Annotated in this window: 20 protein-coding genes and 1 pseudogene; 10 read left to right on the plus strand and 11 right to left on the minus strand. The window is 64.7% G+C overall.

What is annotated here, in order from left to right:
• Nucleotides 1-38 precede the first annotated feature (38 nt).
• From MESOP_RS27975 to MESOP_RS28005, 7 genes are all read left to right on the plus strand, one after another.
• Nucleotides 39-263: a putative signal transducing protein gene (locus MESOP_RS27975; RefSeq protein ID WP_013896710.1), complete on the plus strand. Its 225-nt coding sequence runs from the start codon at nt 39-41 to the stop codon at nt 261-263.
• Nucleotides 263-1,078, plus strand: a complete 816-nt coding sequence (locus tag MESOP_RS27980) for a tRNA1(Val) (adenine(37)-N6)-methyltransferase (protein ID WP_013896711.1) — start codon at nt 263-265, stop codon at nt 1,076-1,078. Before MESOP_RS27975 ends, MESOP_RS27980 begins: the two co-directional genes overlap by 1 nt.
• A gap of 79 nt (nt 1,079-1,157) precedes the next feature.
• Nucleotides 1,158-2,021 (plus strand): S49 family peptidase, encoded by an 864-nt coding sequence (locus tag MESOP_RS27985; protein WP_013896712.1) that lies wholly within the window; start codon nt 1,158-1,160, stop codon nt 2,019-2,021.
• Between the two features lie 141 nt (nt 2,022-2,162).
• The gene (locus MESOP_RS27990) at nt 2,163-2,348 is read left to right on the plus strand and encodes a membrane protein (RefSeq protein ID WP_013896713.1); all 186 of its coding nucleotides are present in this window, start codon (nt 2,163-2,165) and stop codon (nt 2,346-2,348) included.
• Between the two features lie 26 nt (nt 2,349-2,374).
• A complete protein-coding gene (locus tag MESOP_RS27995) occupies nt 2,375-3,274 on the plus strand; it encodes a 4-(cytidine 5'-diphospho)-2-C-methyl-D-erythritol kinase (protein ID WP_013896714.1) in 900 nt (299 codons plus the stop codon).
• On the plus strand, nt 3,261-3,815 hold the full coding sequence (gene moaB / locus MESOP_RS28000) for a molybdenum cofactor biosynthesis protein B (protein WP_013896715.1): 555 nt from the start codon (nt 3,261-3,263) through the stop codon (nt 3,813-3,815). Before MESOP_RS27995 ends, moaB begins: the two co-directional genes overlap by 14 nt.
• Before the next feature lie 136 nt (nt 3,816-3,951).
• On the plus strand, nt 3,952-4,386 hold the full coding sequence (locus tag MESOP_RS28005; protein WP_041164374.1) for a GFA family protein: 435 nt from the start codon (nt 3,952-3,954) through the stop codon (nt 4,384-4,386).
• Here the strand turns inward: MESOP_RS28005 and MESOP_RS34165 are convergent.
• Together MESOP_RS34165 and MESOP_RS28010 are read right to left on the minus strand one after the other, a co-directional pair.
• Nucleotides 4,376-4,623 (minus strand): annotated as a pseudogene (locus MESOP_RS34165) (hypothetical protein); the annotation flags it as partial. The gene MESOP_RS28005 and the pseudogene MESOP_RS34165 sit on opposite strands and share 11 nt — an antisense overlap.
• 16 nt (nt 4,624-4,639) lie before the next feature.
• Nucleotides 4,640-5,161 (minus strand): glycosyltransferase, encoded by a 522-nt coding sequence (locus MESOP_RS28010; RefSeq protein WP_041165077.1) that lies wholly within the window; start codon nt 5,159-5,161, stop codon nt 4,640-4,642.
• Between the two features lie 151 nt (nt 5,162-5,312).
• Between MESOP_RS28010 and MESOP_RS28015 the strand changes: the two genes are divergently transcribed.
• Complete coding sequence (locus tag MESOP_RS28015) at nt 5,313-6,467, plus strand: PA0069 family radical SAM protein (protein ID WP_041165078.1); 1,155 nt, start codon at nt 5,313-5,315, stop codon at nt 6,465-6,467.
• 129 nt (nt 6,468-6,596) lie between these two features.
• On the plus strand, nt 6,597-7,292 hold the full coding sequence (locus tag MESOP_RS28020) for a ribonuclease HII (RefSeq protein ID WP_013896719.1): 696 nt from the start codon (nt 6,597-6,599) through the stop codon (nt 7,290-7,292).
• 258 nt (nt 7,293-7,550) lie between these two features.
• Here MESOP_RS28020 and MESOP_RS28025 read toward each other — a convergent pair whose 3' ends face one another.
• The 7 genes from MESOP_RS28025 to MESOP_RS28055 all read right to left on the minus strand — a co-directional run bounded on the left by MESOP_RS28025 (nt 7,551) and on the right by MESOP_RS28055 (nt 13,137).
• Nucleotides 7,551-8,042 (minus strand): F0F1 ATP synthase subunit B, encoded by a 492-nt coding sequence (locus MESOP_RS28025; protein ID WP_013896720.1) that lies wholly within the window; start codon nt 8,040-8,042, stop codon nt 7,551-7,553.
• Between the two features lie 10 nt (nt 8,043-8,052).
• Nucleotides 8,053-8,652 carry a F0F1 ATP synthase subunit B gene (locus tag MESOP_RS28030; RefSeq protein ID WP_013896721.1) on the minus strand — a complete coding sequence of 200 codons (600 nt, stop codon included), beginning with the start codon at nt 8,650-8,652 and terminating at the stop codon, nt 8,053-8,055.
• A gap of 64 nt (nt 8,653-8,716) precedes the next feature.
• Nucleotides 8,717-8,941: a F0F1 ATP synthase subunit C gene (locus MESOP_RS28035; RefSeq protein WP_013896722.1), complete on the minus strand. Its 225-nt coding sequence runs from the start codon at nt 8,939-8,941 to the stop codon at nt 8,717-8,719.
• An 87-nt stretch (nt 8,942-9,028) separates the two neighbouring features.
• A complete protein-coding gene (locus MESOP_RS28040; RefSeq protein WP_013896723.1) occupies nt 9,029-9,787 on the minus strand; it encodes a F0F1 ATP synthase subunit A in 759 nt (252 codons plus the stop codon).
• Nucleotides 9,788-9,843: 56 nt separating this feature from the next.
• Nucleotides 9,844-10,251 carry an AtpZ/AtpI family protein gene (locus MESOP_RS28045; protein WP_013896724.1) on the minus strand — a complete coding sequence of 136 codons (408 nt, stop codon included), beginning with the start codon at nt 10,249-10,251 and terminating at the stop codon, nt 9,844-9,846.
• 256 nt (nt 10,252-10,507) lie between these two features.
• Nucleotides 10,508-11,692 carry a cell wall hydrolase gene (locus tag MESOP_RS28050; protein ID WP_013896725.1) on the minus strand — a complete coding sequence of 395 codons (1,185 nt, stop codon included), beginning with the start codon at nt 11,690-11,692 and terminating at the stop codon, nt 10,508-10,510.
• Between the two features lie 146 nt (nt 11,693-11,838).
• Nucleotides 11,839-13,137 carry an MFS transporter gene (locus tag MESOP_RS28055; protein ID WP_013896726.1) on the minus strand — a complete coding sequence of 433 codons (1,299 nt, stop codon included), beginning with the start codon at nt 13,135-13,137 and terminating at the stop codon, nt 11,839-11,841.
• 118 nt (nt 13,138-13,255) lie between these two features.
• On the opposite strand from MESOP_RS28055, the gene MESOP_RS28060 reads away from it, so the two are divergent.
• Entirely contained in the window at nt 13,256-14,176 is a 921-nt protein-coding gene (locus MESOP_RS28060) for a LysR substrate-binding domain-containing protein (RefSeq protein ID WP_013896727.1), read from the plus strand.
• Between the two features lie 80 nt (nt 14,177-14,256).
• Here the strand turns inward: MESOP_RS28060 and der are convergent, their stop codons facing one another.
• On the minus strand, nt 14,257-15,687 hold the full coding sequence (gene der, locus MESOP_RS28065; protein WP_013896728.1) for a ribosome biogenesis GTPase Der: 1,431 nt from the start codon (nt 15,685-15,687) through the stop codon (nt 14,257-14,259).
• Between the two features lie 63 nt (nt 15,688-15,750).
• Nucleotides 15,751-16,416, minus strand: a complete 666-nt coding sequence (locus MESOP_RS28070; protein WP_013896729.1) for a tetratricopeptide repeat protein — start codon at nt 16,414-16,416, stop codon at nt 15,751-15,753.
• Nucleotides 16,417-16,521: the final 105 nt, after the last annotated feature.

Raw genomic sequence — 16,521 nt, forward strand, 5'->3', positions numbered from 1 at the left:
CCGTTTACATCGGCGCCGCAAACTGAGAGTTTCGCCTGATGATAGAGCTGATCCGCACCAACGACGCCGTCATCATCTCCTTTGTCGAATCGCTGATGCGCGATGCCGGCATCGGCTGTTTCGTCGCCGACCAGAACATGAGCGTGCTCGATGGCTCGCTCGGCATCCTGCCGCGGCGCGTCATGGTCGACGCCGAAAAGGCCGACGCGGCACGGCGCATCCTGACCGATGCCGGCATCGCCAACGAGATACGCGGAAAATAATGTCGGCAGCCCCAGCCGCCCCTGCCCTTGACACCCTTGGCCCGGACACACCGGCCCATACGGTCGACGCCTTCCATCGCGGCCGGTTCTGGCTCGTGCAGCCCAAGCATGGCGGCCATCGCGCCGGCATGGATGCGATGATACTGGCGGCATCCGTACCATCCTCCTTTAGCGGTCGCCTCGCCGATTTCGGCGCTGGAGCGGGAGCTGCGGGCCTCGCCGTGCTGTCGCGCTGTCCGGGTGCAGCGGCCGTGCTTGTCGAGCGCGCGCCGGAAATGGCGGCCTTCGCGGCGGCCACCCTTGCCCATCCCGGCAATGCGCATCTCAGCGATCGTGCGTCGGTGCTTGTCGCCGATGTCACGATGTCGGGCCGGGCACGGGCGGCGTCCGGCCTCGCCGACAATGATTTCGACTTCGTCATCATGAACCCGCCTTTCAACGCCCCCCGGGACCGGGCGACGCCCGCCCCCCTGAGGAAGGAAGCCCATGTCATGGAGGACGGGCTATTCGAGAGCTGGATCAGAAGTGCGGCGGCCGTGGTCAGGCCGCGCGGCAGGCTTGCGGTCATTGCGCGGCCCGAGCAGCTCGGTGCCCTCCTCGATGCGATATCAGGCCGTTTCGGCGATGCCGAGATGCTGGCCGTCCATCCTCGCCCCGACGCGGCGGCGATCCGCATCGTCGTGCGGGCGACGCTCGGGGCGCGGGGAAAGCTTGCCATCCGCCCGCCGCTGATGCTTCACGCGCTATCGGGCAATGGTCCTGACGAGCGCAGCGAAATGATCACCAACGGTCTCGCCTCGCTGTTCGGAGATTGAGCTATTCCTGGCCACCACATTGCCGTTGGCCGGGGAATCCCTACATGCCTGCAACCCCTCGACCGGAGAGCCAACCCACGTGAAACGACTTTTCAACCGCCTGCTGCCGAAATCCTGGCGCTCCACCGTCGTCACCATTCCGGTCATCCGGCTGCACGGCACCATCATGGCCGGCGGCGGTCCGTTCCGGCCGAGCCTGTCGCTTGCCTCCACTGCCGGCCTGATCGAGAAGGCGTTCTCCTTCGAAGCGCCCGCTGTCGCCATCTCGATCAATTCGCCTGGCGGCTCACCGGTGCAGTCGCGGCTGATCTTCAAGCGCATCCGCGACCTGGCGACCGAAAAGAACAAAAAGGTGCTGGTCTTCGTCGAGGATGTGGCGGCTTCGGGCGGCTACATGATCGCGGTCGCCGGCGACGAAATCTTCGCCGATCCGTCCTCGATCGTCGGTTCCATCGGCGTGGTCTCGGCCTCGTTCGGCTTTCCGGAGCTGATGAAGAAGATCGGCGTCGAGCGCCGTGTCCACACCGCCGGCCAGAACAAGGCGGTGCTCGATCCGTTCAAGCCGGAGAAGAAGGAGGACGTCGAACGGCTGAAGGCACTGCAGCTCGAGGTGCACGAGACCTTCATCGATCTGGTCAAGGAGCGGCGAGGCACCAAGCTGAAGGACGATCCGGACCTGTTCACCGGCCTGTTCTGGACCGGCAAGAAGGGCCTGGAGCTTGGCCTCGTCGACGCGCTCAGCGACATGCGCACGGTGCTCAAGACCCGGTTCGGGGCGAAGACCCAGCTCAGGCTGATCACCGCGCCGCGCGGCTTCCTCGGCCGCTTCGGCCTGTTCGGCTCGAGCCAGGGCTTTTCCGCGCCCGATATCGCCGCCGCCGCTGCCAGCGGGGTGATCGATGCGGCGGAAGAGCGCGCGTTGTGGGCTCGGTTCGGGCTTTGAAAACCGCGTAAAACCGTCTAGCATAGGTGCCTTGAAGTCTCGTGCCTGTCGTTTTGCCAAAGCCGAACACATTTTTGGGCGACATGCATTAACCGACCCGACCGGCCGCCTTCGCCGGCCCAGCGTGGGAGGAGTTTTGACATGCCGCAGATCATTTTCTTCACCGTCGTTGGCGTCGCCGCCTATTTCGGCTACCGCACATTCGTGCGCGAAGCCGAGCGCGTGACGGCCAAGGTGCGGCGCACCGAAAAGCAGGCGGCCAACGGCGCGATGGGAACGCTGGTCAAGGATCCCAAGACCGGCGAATACCGGCTGGCCAAGGACTGAGGATCATCCCCCAAACGACTGACGCCGTGGACACCGACATCGGTTCGCGTACCTGGCATGCGCCCGCCAAGATCAACCTGGCGCTGCATGTCACGGGAAGGCGCGCCGACGGCTATCACCTGATCGAAAGCCTGGCGGTGTTCACGCGTTTTGGCGACCGGGTCGAGGTCGCGCTCGCCGACAGCGACGACTTCACCGTGTCCGGGCGCTATGCGCCGGAGGTCCCCCTCGACGCCGGCAATCTGGTGCTGAAGGCACGCGATGCGCTGCGAAGAGCGGCCGGACCGCACAAGAGCCCGCCAGTCGCCATCAAGCTTGAAAAGAACCTGCCTGTCGCCTCCGGTGTCGGCGGCGGATCCAGCGACGCGGCGGCGGTATTGCGCGGCCTGGTGCAGGCATGGGGTCTGGACATCGATGGTGCCGGGCTGGCGCGGATCGGGCTTTCGCTTGGCGCCGATGTGCCGATGTGCCTGGCGGCCAGGCCGCTGGTCGCGCGCGGCATCGGGGACGATCTGTCGATGGTGCCGGACGTCTCGGCGCTGGGGCTGGTGCTGGTCAACCCGGGCATGCCGGTCTCGACGGCCGAGGTGTTTTCGGCACTTTCCCGCCGCGACAACGAGCCGTTGCCGCCGCTGCCGCGCGGCATCGATTTTCACAGCCTGCGCAACTGGCTGGAACTCACCCGCAACGATCTCCAACCGGCGGCGCTGGCGATACAGCCCGCCATAGGCCGGGCGCTCTCATGGCTCGATAAGGCTGGATCGGGTTTTTCACGCATGTCCGGATCGGGCGCGACGTGCTTCGGCCTGTTCGAGACCGGCAATGTCGCCAAGCGCGCGGCGGCCGAGATCCGCGGGCGCCAGCCCGACTGGTTCGTCGCGGCGACGCGCAGCATCGCATCGGAGGGCGCAGATGGCCAGAACTGACGAAAGCCGGTCCTTCATTCCGGTGCGTGTCGCGGTGCTGACCGTTTCCGACACACGCAGCCTCGCCGACGACAAATCCGGACAGACGCTGGCCGACCGCATCACCGAGGCCGGCCACATCCTGGCCGCCCGCGATATCGTCACCGATGACCGCGACAAGATCCGCGACACGGTGCTTGGCTGGTCGAAGGACGCGGCGATCGACGTCGTCATCACCACCGGCGGCACCGGTTTCACCGGCCGCGACGTTACCCCGGAGGCGCTGGAACCGATCTTCGAAAAGCGCATGGACGGCTTTTCGGAAGTGTTCCACCGCATCTCCTACGACAAGATCGGCACCTCGACGATCCAGAGCCGGGCGACGGGCGGCGTCGTCAATGCCACTTTCGTCTTCGTGCTGCCGGGTTCGCCCGGCGCCTGCAAGGACGCCTGGGACGGCATCTTGAAGGCGCAGCTCGACTACCGGCATATGCCCTGCAACTTCGTCGAGATCATGCCGCGCCTGGACGAGCACCTGCGGCGCGGCAAATCGGCTCTGTAAAAGCCGAGGCAAGGCGCCGGTTTCACGTCGCGTTTGCCGGGCAAAATGCTGCCCTCGCCTTCGAAAGACCATTCCAAACGCGATGCCGGAGGAAGTACCTTTCGTAGCGGGGGCCCTTGCCGTTGACGATGAGGCGATGACTGTGCATGCCGGCGGATGCCATTGCGGCAACATACGCCTTCGATTTTCAACCGACCTCGACCCCTCGCAAATCGAAGTCCGCGCCTGCCAATGCGCGTTCTGCATCAAACATGGCTCGCGCGCCGTTGCCGATCCGCTCGGACAGTTGATCGTCTCGGTCGAGGACCACGCCCGTTTGCACAGATACCGGTTCGGATTGCGCACCGCCGACTACTTGATCTGCCGGGACTGCGGCGTCTATGTCGCGGCGGTCACCACCGATGGCGGGGATGCAAGGGCGATCGTCATCGTCAATGCCCTGGACGACCGGCTGCGGTTCAGCCGCGAGCCAGCCGCCATGGACTATGATGCCGAGAGCAGGCAAGAACGCATTGCCCGGCGACAGGCACGCTGGATGCCTGTGGAGATCCTGTCCGCTTTCAGCGGATGACCGGTTCGCCGTGAAACCGCCGGCGCGAAAGCGCAGATACGCCGAAGCCGACTTCCATCATCAGCCGCGGCGTGCGTGCCGGCACGGTGCCCATGTGGAAGCCGAGGCCAGCTTCGCCGGTCAGTGTCACCGGGCTCTGCTCGCCATAGGCGTCCAGTACCTCCTTGGCGGGATGGCCGACAGTAGGGCTAGCTGATGCTTGAGGGCGCGGCGATTATGGCTGCCCCTGACGTAGACAGCAGCTGCAAAAGAATCATTTGCGCGATTCCCGCTTCGCCGGCGCTATCCAGATCTCGGCGTCGAGCTTCTTTGTCGCCAGGCCGCGTGCAAGCGCCTCGGCACTGCCGGCGTGCTTCGACAAGGACGCTGCCTGCCGCTTGCTGATCACCAATCCGTCGGCCAGGGCACGGTTTCCCGAAAACACCCGCGCCAGGAACGGCACTCGGCTGCCGCGTGCACGCGAGAACCGCGCCGCCATGGTTTGCCTGGCCGTGTGGGCGACGACCGCTTCGGTCCAGCCCTCCACCAGCCTGGCGCCCGGTTCCAGCAGCAACAGCCAGTCGCCCTTGGCCTGCCTGATGCCGGCGGCGACACCGCCGCTCGCGACATAGTGGCAGCCGGCATGCTCGGCGACATGATGCGTCTGGTCGGTGGAGCCGATGTCGCAGACGACGACCTCGCGCACCACGCCCTCGACGGCGCCGCCAATCAGCGAGCCGAGCGTGCGGGCGAGAGCCTCCTCGTCATTGCGGGTTTCGATGAGAACACTGAGCATCATCAGCCGAATAGCGGAAAGGTGGACACGATGCCAGTTCTTGCAGCGCATCATAGAAAGTTCTTGCTTTGTTCTCATCAAGAGAATAGGAATAATTTCCATGAGCAGAGCGATTCGACACAACATGGACAGTCCCTGGGAGCGGGCGAAGATGGAGCCGATCATGCGCGCCGACATTGCAGCCTTCGGAGCAGGACGAGCCGAGATGGCCAATGCGATGATCGAGCAGAGCGGCATGCGCATCCGTCCGGACCGCAACCGTGGCCGGTCGGCGGGCATCAATCCGTCCGGCCGGTTCGAGCCGTTCACCCGGCATGTCTTCGATGATGGCTGGAGTTCGCTGGAGGAACTGCCGCCGTTCAAGACCGAGGTGCAGGTGGAAAAGCCGCGCACCATCATCACCCGCAACGAATCGCCAGACATCTCCTTCGACCGCTCGATCAACCCCTATCGCGGCTGCGAACACGGCTGCGTCTATTGCTTCGCGCGGCCGACGCATTCGTTCATGGGCCTGTCGCCGGGCCTGGATTTCGAATCCAAGCTATTCGCCAAGCCGGATGCGGCGCGGCTGCTCGACAAGGAACTGTCGAAGGACGGCTACCAGCCACGCACCATCGCCATCGGCACCAACACCGATCCCTACCAGCCGATCGAGAAGCAGTACCGGATCATGCGCGAGATCCTCGAAGTGCTGGAGGCGCGCGGCCATCCGGTCGGCATCGTCACCAAATCCGCTTTGGTGACGCGCGACATCGACATCCTGTCGCGCATGGCCGAGCGCGGGCTCGCCAAGGTGGCGCTGTCGGTGACGACGCTCGACCGTATGCTGGCGCGCACGATGGAGCCGCGCGCATCGACGCCGACCAAGCGGCTGGAGGCGATCAGGCAGCTTTCCGATGCCGGCATTCCGGCCTCGGTCATGGTGGCACCGATCATCCCTGGCCTGACCGACCAGGAGATGGAACGGATCCTCGATTCGGCGAGCGCTGCCGGCGCGCGCGAGGCGGGTTATGTCGTGCTGCGACTGCCGCTGGAGGTCAGCCCGATCTTCAAGGACTGGCTGCTGCGCCACTATCCCGACCGCTATCGCCACGTAATGTCGCTGATCCGCTCGATGCGCGACGGCAAGGACTACGATTCGGAATGGGGCAAGCGCATGAAGGGCGCCGGACCCTATGCCTGGCAGATCGGCCGGCGCTTCGAGATCACCGCCAAGCGGCTCGGCCTCAATGCCGAACGGCGCACGCTGAGAACCGACCAGTTCGTCGCCGCGGGAAAGGACCAGGAGCAGCTGATGCTGCTTTGATCTTCCTTTTCGCTTGTGAAATCCCGTCCGGCCTGCCCCGGCCAGCAGACGGTGCCCTCCCGGTCCGGCGCCCCACCCGACCCGGAGGGACTTGCGGAGAATCGGAACCGATGCGAACCTCGCCGCAACATGGCTCGCGCGCGTTCTGATTCTCCGCTTCTCTTCGAAATTGTCGAGAAACCCGATTTCTCCTTCGAGACGAAGGCGATGGCCGACGGCCTGTGGCCCGTGGCGGGGATGGATGAGGCTGGCCGTGGCCCGCTGGCCGGGCCGGTGGTCGCTGCGGCAGTGGTGCTCGACCCAGCCAACATCCCCGAGGGCCTCGACGATTCCAAACGGCTCAGCCATTTGCAGCGCGAGGCATTGTTCCTGCGCATTCTCGGCTCCGCGCAGGCGGTCTCGATGGCCTCGATCAGTGCCGAGGGCATCGACGGCAGCAATATCCTCAAGGCGAGCCTTGAGGCGATGCGACGCGCGCTGGTCGGGCTGTCGGTTCGGCCTAAGCTCGCGCTTGCCGACGGACGCGACGTGCCGCCGGGGTTGCCGTGCGAGGGCCGCGCGTTGATCAAGGGTGACCAGCGCTCGCAGTCGATCGCCGCTGCCTCCATCGTCGCCAAGGTCATGCGCGACCGCATGATGTGCGGTTGCGGCAGCCATAACGGCCGCTACGGATTCGAGGTGCACATGGGTTACGCCACGGCCCGGCACCGCACGGCCATCGAGGCGCACGGCCCGGTCGCGCGCCTGCATCGCGTGTCGTTTTCGCCGTTCAGGCTGGGCGGTGCCGAGGTGGTTGAAGAAGAGAGTTTCGACGGATTGGATTGAGCTTGAGCGTCTGATCTCCCCACTCGAGGGGGAGATGTCGCCGAAGGCGACAGAAGGGGTAGGTTCGACCGGGCGCGACGCCCCTTCATATGAAAGATCAGGCCGGCACATTACGTGAGGCGACCCCCTCTGGCCTGCCGGCCATCTCCCCCTCAAGGAGGGAGATTAGCGCTTCGCCGCCTTCGCCATCTGATGTCCGCACAACAAAAAAAGCCGCCAGGTTGCCCCGGCGGCTTTTTGATTTCCAACGCTGTCAGCTCAGTTGAGCTTTGCCTTCACGTCCGCGAGCGAAGCCTTGAACAGATCGGCCCCGGCCTTGACGTCGACCTTGGCGGCGAGCAGCGCGCGGGCGGCTTCGACGGCAATGTCGACGGCGCTGGCGCGAACTTCGCTGATGGCGTCACGCTCGGCCTGGCCGATCTTCTGCTCGGCCAGCGCGGTGCGCCTGGTAACATAGTCTTCGGTCTTCTTGTGCGCTTCGGCGGCGAGCAGATCGGCCTCGCGCTTGGCGGCCGCGACGATGTCGGCTGCCTCCTGCTCGGCTTCCTTGCGCTTGCGCTGATACTGGCCAAGCAGTTGCTGAGCCTCCTCGCGGAGCTTGCGTGCCTCGTCGAGCTCGCTGCTGATGCGCATGGCGCGGGCATCGAGCGCCTTGGCGATCAGGCCTGGCACCTTGATATAGACGGCGATGGCCAGGAAGATGACGAGGGCTATCGTTGCCCAGAGCGTCGCGAGAGATGTGGCGTCCATGATGCGCTCCTCACCGGGCCACGGATTTGACCGCGGCCGCGATCTCGGCCTTGCTGGCCTTGCCGCCGACCAGTGCCTCGACGATCGCCGAAGCGGTATCCTCGGCGATGCTGCCGACTTCCTTCATGGCGTTGGCCTTGATGGAAGAAATGCGCGCCTCGGCCTCGCCGAGCTTTTCATCGAGCGCGGCCTCGATCTTCTTGCGCGCGGTATCGGCTTCCGCCTTGGCCGCATCGGCGGCCTGCTGGCCGATCGAGTTGGCGTTCTTCTTGGCTTCCGCCAGTTCCTGCTCGTAAGCGGCAACGGCGGCGTCGGCCTCGCCCTTCAACTTGGCTGCCTGGTCGAGATCCTGGCTGATGCGGTCGTTGCGGACATCGATGATGCCGCCGACGCGCGGCACCACGACCCGCTTCAGGAAGAGGTAGAACAGCCCAAAAGTGATCGCCAGCCACAGAAGCTGCGACGGGAAGGTCGCAGGATCGAACGGCGGAAATGTGCCGTGCGCCTCCGCAGGCACGCTGGTGCCGGAATGCGTGTCGCCTTCCGTCGCAGCGTGGCTGGTATCGGCTGATGGCGCGGACTCTTGCGCGAAGGCAGATGTCACGAACATGGACTATCCCCAGATATCAGGCCCGCCGCTTGCGCGGCCGGCCTGTCCAATCTTCCCAGTGCTCTCAGCCGAACAGGGCCAAAAGCGCGATGAGAAGCGAGAAAATGCCCAGAGCTTCGGTGACGGCGAAGCCGAAGATCAGGCGGCCGAACTGGCCGTCGGCAGCCGACGGGTTGCGCAGCGCGCCCGAGAGGTAGCTGCCGAAGATGTTGCCCAGGCCAATGCCCGCGCCGCCCATGCCCAGGCAAGCGATGCCGGCGCCGATGTACTTTGCTGCTTCTGCGTCCATTTGTTCAACTCCTTTGGATCTGAAATTCCGTTGCGATTTCCATCCGGCGCCAATGTTGGAAACGTTGGGCCGGAAACTCTTGGGGCCTTAGTGCCCGGGATGCAGGGCGTCGTTGAGATACATACAGGTCAACACCGCGAAGACGTAGGCCTGCAGGAAGGCGACCAGCAATTCAAGCGCCGTCAGCGCCACCGCCATGGCCAGCGGCAGGACCGAGCCCGCGACACCGACCGCGCCGAGCGCGGAGAGGCTGACGACGAAGCCGGAGAACACCTTGAGCGTGATGTGGCCCGCCAACATGTTGGCGAACAGACGAACCGAGAGGCTGACCGGGCGCGATACGAAGGAAATGACTTCGATCAACACCACCAGCGGCAACAGGAACACCGGCACACCATGCGGCACGAACAGTTTCAGGAAACCGAGGCCATGCTTCATGAAGCCGTAGACCACCACGGTTCCGATCACCAATGCGGCGAGGCCGAAGGTGACGATGATGTGGCTGGTGACGGTGAAGAAATAGGGGAACAGGCCGAGCAGGTTGGCGACCAGAACGAACATGAACAGCGAGAACACGAAGGGGAAGAACTTCATGCCTTGCGTGCCGGCGGCGTCGCGCAACATATTGCCGACGAACTCATAGGCCATTTCGGAGATCGACTGCAGCCGGCCGGGAACCAGGCTGCGGCTCGACGTCGTCAGCAGCAGGAAGGCTGCGGCAACGACCACGGTCGCGACCATGAACAGTGCCGAATTCGTGAAAGACAGGTCGTAGCCGCCGATGTTAATCGGAACCAGCTTGATGATATGGAACTGGTGGATCGGATCGACCTTGTCAGCTGCCACGTTCTAACCCCGTCAATGCCGCGTACGGCCAAATTATCATTGCCGCGCGAGCGCGGCTATTTGCTGTCGTCGTGGTCAGGGCGCGATTTGTTGCCCTGTCCGAATTCTGCCACAACGCCCGCGGAACGCATGACATTGAGCACGCCGGCGCCAAACCCAAGCAGCAGGAAAACGATCAGACCCCACGGCGATGTCCCCGCCATACGGTCGATGATCCAGCCGATGCCGGCGCCCACCACCACGCCAGCGATGAATTCACTGGAGAGTTTGACCGCCTGGCCGTATCCGGCCGCACTGCCCGCTTTCGCGTCGTCTTTCCCCTCGAGCCGGTTCGGCAGCCTTGTCGCAAGCGATGCTTCAAGTTCACGCCGACGTCGCTCAAGATCGTCGTCACGGATGTCAGGTTCATGCTGCTTGCCGCGGCCGGTTTCTCCGGTTCCGTCTGGCCTGCTTTTCTCGGCCATCGCAACCCCCCTGCCCGGTCAGACCGTCACCGTCCGTCCGCTTGTAAAGTCGCCGGCAACATAGTTAGAGGGTTTGCGCCCGTCAAGCCACGGGCGGAAGTTCATTGCCATGTATTTTAGCCAATAAAATCAGTCGATTAGTGGGGTGCGACATCGTGCCCGCAGCAAGGATGGGGATGCATTGCGCGAATCCCCCCGACAATGGCTCCCTAGTCGATCGCACGGCCGCCCGAAAAAGACCGGCGACCGACGCCACTCAGCTCCAGCCGCCACTATAGGTGCGGTAGAAGATATGCAGGCCGATCTTGGTCATCTTCTGCATCGTGCGCGCCCAGCCCGGATGAACGTACTGGGCGTAGTAGTGGGTCGACGATCCGACCTCCGGGATGAATATCTTGCCGGCGGTGACGGCCATGGCGATATCCTGGGCAGTCTTGTAGGCGACAGGATCGTCGATGCGCTTCTTGCGGCCATCGCACGCGAAGGAGAACTGGCAACGGTTGAACCAGCTGTCGTTCTGGTAGACGACGCCGCAGATCGAATTGGGGTAGGCCGGGTTGCGGACGCGGTTGAGGATGACCTGGGCGACGGCAGCCTGGCCGCGCACGGATTCGCTCCTCGCCTCGAAGTAGATGCCGTTGGCCAGGCATTTCTGCTCCGGCTTGGAAAAGACGCTCTCAGGCAGCGGGTTCTGGATCCACGAGTGGTCACCCTTGACCATCGGTGGAATGAAGCGGCCGCTGTTGGGCTGTTCGTCCTGCAGCAGGGCTTCGAAGGGTGAAGCCTTGGCATAGTCCGGCTCGGATTGTGCATAGGCCGTCGCCAGCACATCCGGATGATCGTTGTTGACCAGGGCGGCAAGCATGGCCGGCACGCCGGGATCAGGCTTCTTGTCCTCACGCGCATGGAACGCCGCGGCGATCTGGATCTCCTTGCCTTTGATCTGCGGCTTGGCGAAGGCCATCTTCAGGTCGCTGTCCATGCTCGGCCGCATCAAGGACGAGGTCCGCTGGAAGATCGATCCGGCGTTGAAGTTCTTCGGCGGGGCAACGGGAGACATCTGGACGATACGGCCCTTCTTGTCGCCACGCACGACGCGATCCTCGTCGGGCGTGGCGCTGACCTTGCCGCCCTTGCCGCGAAACGACACATTGCCGACGCCGGCCAGATGAATACCGGATCCGGAGATCGAACCGGTGACGTCGGAATCGATGAACGGCATCTCGGCAGCGTGAACCGAGCCGGCGACGGATTTTTCGACGTAGGAATTCCAGCGCGCGGTGGGCGCTTCCAGGCCAGACACAAGGCTTGTCATGTCCTGGTAGGCGGCGACGGTCGGGAAGCCGATCCAGATGCCTAGACCGATGATGAACGGAGACACGAGGCTGCGTTTTTTCTCACCGGCGACGGCTGCCAGCCGCTTCAACAGACGTCGATGCACGGAACTCTCTCCAGGAACGCTACTGACCCCACTGGAGAGCAAAATGATGCATTAACCTTGATGGGACGTTAACGGGATCGATCGGGTTGTCCCAGTCTCCTCAGGGTCGTGGCGCCGAAGTCGGGCGGTTTTGCGGCAGGTGTTCCTCAGGCTTGCCGCAGGAAGATCGGCCAGGCGATCAGCGCGCAGATGGCGGCCGACAGCCAGACGCCGGACCAGGACCAGAGATGCAGCAGCCCGGGAATGGCCACCGGCACCAGGAAGAAGCCGACGAAAACAAATGTGTTGGCAAGGCTGAGCGCGGTTCCGACATGGCCGGCGCCGGCCAGCGTGGCAAGCTCGGTGTAGGCGACGCCATGCCAGGCCGAAACCGAGATGCCCGCGACAATCAGCACCAGGGGAAGGACAGCGATCAGGAAGGATTGGCCGCCAGGCATGGCGGGGCTGGCTAGGACCAGCACCCAGAGCACCAGGAAGGCAAGCGCGCTGAGCGCACTGCATGAGCGCAGAAACTGGCGGCGGTTGTCATGGCGGTCGGTGAAGCGGCCGCTCCAGACGCGCATGACCATGGCACCGGTCTGCACCGCGGCGAGGCTGGCGCTGATCGCTGCCGTTCCCAGCCTGGCGAAATCGTGCAGGAACACCGAGGCGAATGTGAGCACCGCCACCTGCGGGAAGCAGAGCAGGCCAATGGCGGTGGCGATCCGCCAGACCTCGATGTTGCGCAATGGCGCCGGTCCGGCCCCAGCCGATGAAGAGATGTGGCCCGCATCCATTGTCGGCGGCTCGTGCAGCCAGCGCCAGGCGAACAGGGCGGAGAGAGCGGACGCCGCCGCGAGCAGCCCGAACACCGCGGCAAAGCCGAACGCCAGGGCAAGCGAGGGCAGCACCAGTGCGCCGAGGCCGCCGCCAAGCGGCACGGCCGTCTGCCTTATGCTCATGGCAAAGCCGCGTTCGCTTTCCCGGAACCAGGCCATGATGGCGCGGCCGCTCGAACCGTTGACGCTGCCGCCGAGCAGTCCCGCGAAGAGCAGGCTCGCCGACAGGAGCGTGACATCGGGGATGCCAGCCCTGGTTGGCACGACGAGCATCGCCATGGCGAACAACCATGCCGCCGTCGCGCCGAGCCCGATCAGAAGCACGCGGCGATCGCCCCAGCGGTCGGTGAGCAGGCCCCATGGCAGCTCGCTGAGTGCAACGCCCAGCCCGAGAAGGCCGAGCGCCACGCCGAGTTGCGCATTGCTCAAGTGATAGCCCTGGCGAAGCACGACGGCTGTTGCAGGTATGCCGGAGAAGGTCGCCGAGAAACTGGCATTCGCGGCGACGCCGATGCCGAGAACCTTCCAGCGATGGCCAGGACCGAATACCCTCCCCGCGGGACCGGCGGCCCTGTCTTTAAGGATTTGTGCTGGCTGTTGATCGGCGCAGTCGACGATGGCGGACATGGTTCCATTCCCGTGGCGGCCAGCGCTGCCGGCCTTGACGGGTTCTATCTATCGCCATAAATCAGTCCTTAAAATCAGGAAGTTTTTGACACACGGTTCGAAAATTCGGGACAATCGCATGCGACGCGTGACATTCGACCTCGACGTTCTCCGCAGTTTCGTCACCGGCATGGAGCTGGGCAGTTTCGCCAAGGCGGCCGACCGGCTTGGCCGCTCGACCTCGGCGGTCAGCGCCCAGTTGAAGAAACTGGAAGAGCAGGCGGCGACGCCGATCTTCCGCAAGTCGGGACGCGGCCTCGCCTTGACGGAGGCCGGCGAGACCATGCTCGGCTATGCGCGCCGGCTGCTCGAATTGAATGACGAAGCGGCTGCGGCTATCCACGACGTCGAACTGGAAGGCTGGGTGCGGCTCGGCCTGCAGGAGGATTTCGGCGAGGCGGTGCTGCCCGAAGTGCTCGGCCGCTTCGCCCGCGCCCACCCCAAAGTGAAGATCGAAGCCAGGATCGCACGCAGCCACGAGCTCGCCGAGAGGATCATGTCCGGCAATCTGGACATCGCGCTGGCCTGGCACAGCGGTGAGACGCTGCCTTACAGCCAGCACGTCGCCGAGGTTCAAATGCGCTGGATCGGTCCGGCAAAGCGCATCGAGACCAGCCTGCGCGACGGCGAGCCGCTGCCGCTGGTGGCGCTCGAAGCACCCTGCCTGTTGCGCACGGTGGCGACCGAAACGCTCGACCGTGCCGGCCTGCCTTGGCGCATGGCCTTCTCCAGCCCGAGCCTTGGCGGCATCTGGGCGGCGGTCGCCGCGGGGCTGGGGCTGACGATCCGCACCGATATCGGCCTGCCGGCCAGCGTCAGCGCGATGACGCCGGAGATCGCCGGGCTGCCGTCGCTGCCCAAGATGGCGCTGTTGCTGCATCGCAGCGATGCCGAGCCCGAGCCGGTGGCGGCCCGTCTCGGCGATATCCTGCTGGAGGCGGCGCGGCAGGCGCTGCCTAAGGGCGTGCGGGGGACTGAGGGGCTAAGGGCCGTTGCTTAGACGCGATGGCCATCCGGCGTCGAGTTCCCGCACACCCCCAGCGCTAAAATGAGCAAACGCGCAGCATACCTGAACGAGGCTCAGCCGCGTTTCTTGGCCCGGCCGGCGAATGGATTGTCCGAGGTGCGCAGCGCGATGCGGATCGGCACGCCCGGCATGTCGAAGGCTTCGCGCAGGCTGTTGGAGAGATAGCGGACGTAGGATTGCGGCATCGCGTCCGGCCGCGAACACTGGACCACGAAGCCCGGCGGACGTGTCTTGGCCTGGGTGACATATTTGACCTTCAGCCGGCGTCCGGCGACGGCAGGCGGCGGATGATGCGCCAGAATGGCTTCGAGCCAACGGTTGAGCTTGCCGGTCGAAACACGGCTGTTCCACACCTTGTGCGTCTTCAGCACCGCATCCATCAGCTTGTCGAGGCCGCGCCCGGTCTCGGCCGAGACCGGCACGGCCTGGATGCCGCGCGCCTGCGGCAACAGCCGTTCGGTCTTCTCGCGCAGTTCCGCCAGGAGCTCCTGGGGATGATCGATCAGGTCCCATTTGTTGAAGGCGATCACCGGCGCTCTGCCCTCGCGGATGATCAGGTCGGCGATCTGCAGATCCTGCTTCTCGAAGGGAATGGTGGCGTCGAGCACGATGATGACGATCTCGGCGAAACGGATGGCGCGCAAGCCGTCCTGCACCGACATCACTTCCAGCTTCTCGTGAATCCTGGCCTTGCGGCGCATGCCGGCCGTGTCGAACAGCTTTATCCGGCGTCCGCGCCAATCCCAGTCGACCGAGATCGAATCACGGGTGATGCCGGCTTCCGGTCCGGTCAAAAGCCGCTCCTCGCCGATCAGCGCGTTGATCAGCGTCGACTTGCCGGCGTTCGGACGGCCGACGACGGCGATGCGCATCGGCTTGGTGTCGTCATAGGCAGGCTCGGCGTCCGGATCGGCGATGTCCTCGCCGATCAGCACCTCGCCGGTAGCGATCTCCTGGTCGTCTTCCTCGTCCTCGCCGAAAGCGCGCGCCTCGCCAAGTGCCGCGATCACCGCATCGCGCAGATCGGGCATGCCCTGGCCGTGTTCGGCCGAAACCGGGATCGGCTCGCCGAGACCCAGTTCCCAGGCCTCCAGCATGCCGCCCTGCGCACCCTTGGCCTCGGCCTTGTTGGCGACCAGCACGACCGGCTTGCCGGATTTTCGCACGATCTCGGCAAAAGTCCTGTCGTCGGGCAACAGGCCGGATTTGGCATCGATGGTGAAGAAGATCAGGTCGGCTTCGTGGATGGCGATCTCGGTCTGAGCGCGCATGCGGCCCGGCAATGTCGAGGCAGCCGCGTCCTCGAAGCCGGCGGTATCGATGACGTCGAAATGTAGGTCGTAGAGCTTGGCGGCATGGACGCGACGGTCACGGGTGACGCCCGGCGTGTCGTCGACAAGCGCCAGCTTCCTTCCCACCAGCCGATTGAAAAGGGTCGATTTGCCGACGTTAGGTCTGCCGATGATGGCGACTTTGAAGGTCATACGGTCCTACAATGATGCATGTCGTTGTCCCAAAACCGCTGCACACTTTTGGGCGACATGCATTTACGACGCATTGCCCGAACCACGGATCAGCTCGGACATCAGCGTTGCCCGCTCGCGGGTGTTGCGCGGAGCGCCGTCATCGGAGGCGATCTGGTCGAACAACTTCAGAGCGTCCTGCGTCTTGCCTTCCTTCCAGGCGGCAAGGCCGAGCGCCTCGCGCGCCGTGTGGCGCAGCGTGTTGGTGTCCGAGGTCAGCGCCTCGACGCGGCTGGACACGTCGGCGAAGGAGCCGTGGTCGACGAGCAGGAGCGCCGCCCTGAGCCGCGCCATGTCGCGAATGCCCTGGGGAATGGCGGTGTCGGCGGCGACCTCGTCGAAGTCCTTGACGGCGGCATCGACGTCGCCCTTGCTTGCCTTGACTGTCGCGGCGCGCATGCGGGCGAGCAGCGGATAGGCGCCGTAGCCGTCCTTCTCCAATTGATCGAGCGCGGCCAGCGCCTCGTCGTTCTTGCCGTCATTGGCAAGCTTGAGCGCCTGCGAGAAGGCGTCGCCGGAGCGGTTGGCGCGCGTCTCGTCCCAGTAGCGATAGCCGACGAATGCGGCGGTGCCGAGCACCACGAGGATCGCAGCGACGAGCAACGCCGGGCCGAAACGGTCCCACAGCTTCTGCGCCTGGTCGCGGCGCATCTCGTCGTTGACTTCACGGATAAAACTGTCGTCGGACATCAATCAAACCATTCCTGCCCCGGGGTCGGGGCGGTTCACGAGCCCCGCGTTTTAGCGAAATTTTGTCGGCATGGAAGGGGTTCAGCCGGAAAATCGCCTATTCCC

This window comes from Mesorhizobium opportunistum WSM2075 (assembly GCF_000176035.2).
In the GTDB taxonomy this organism is placed as follows: Bacteria; Pseudomonadota; Alphaproteobacteria; order Rhizobiales; family Rhizobiaceae; genus Mesorhizobium; species Mesorhizobium opportunistum.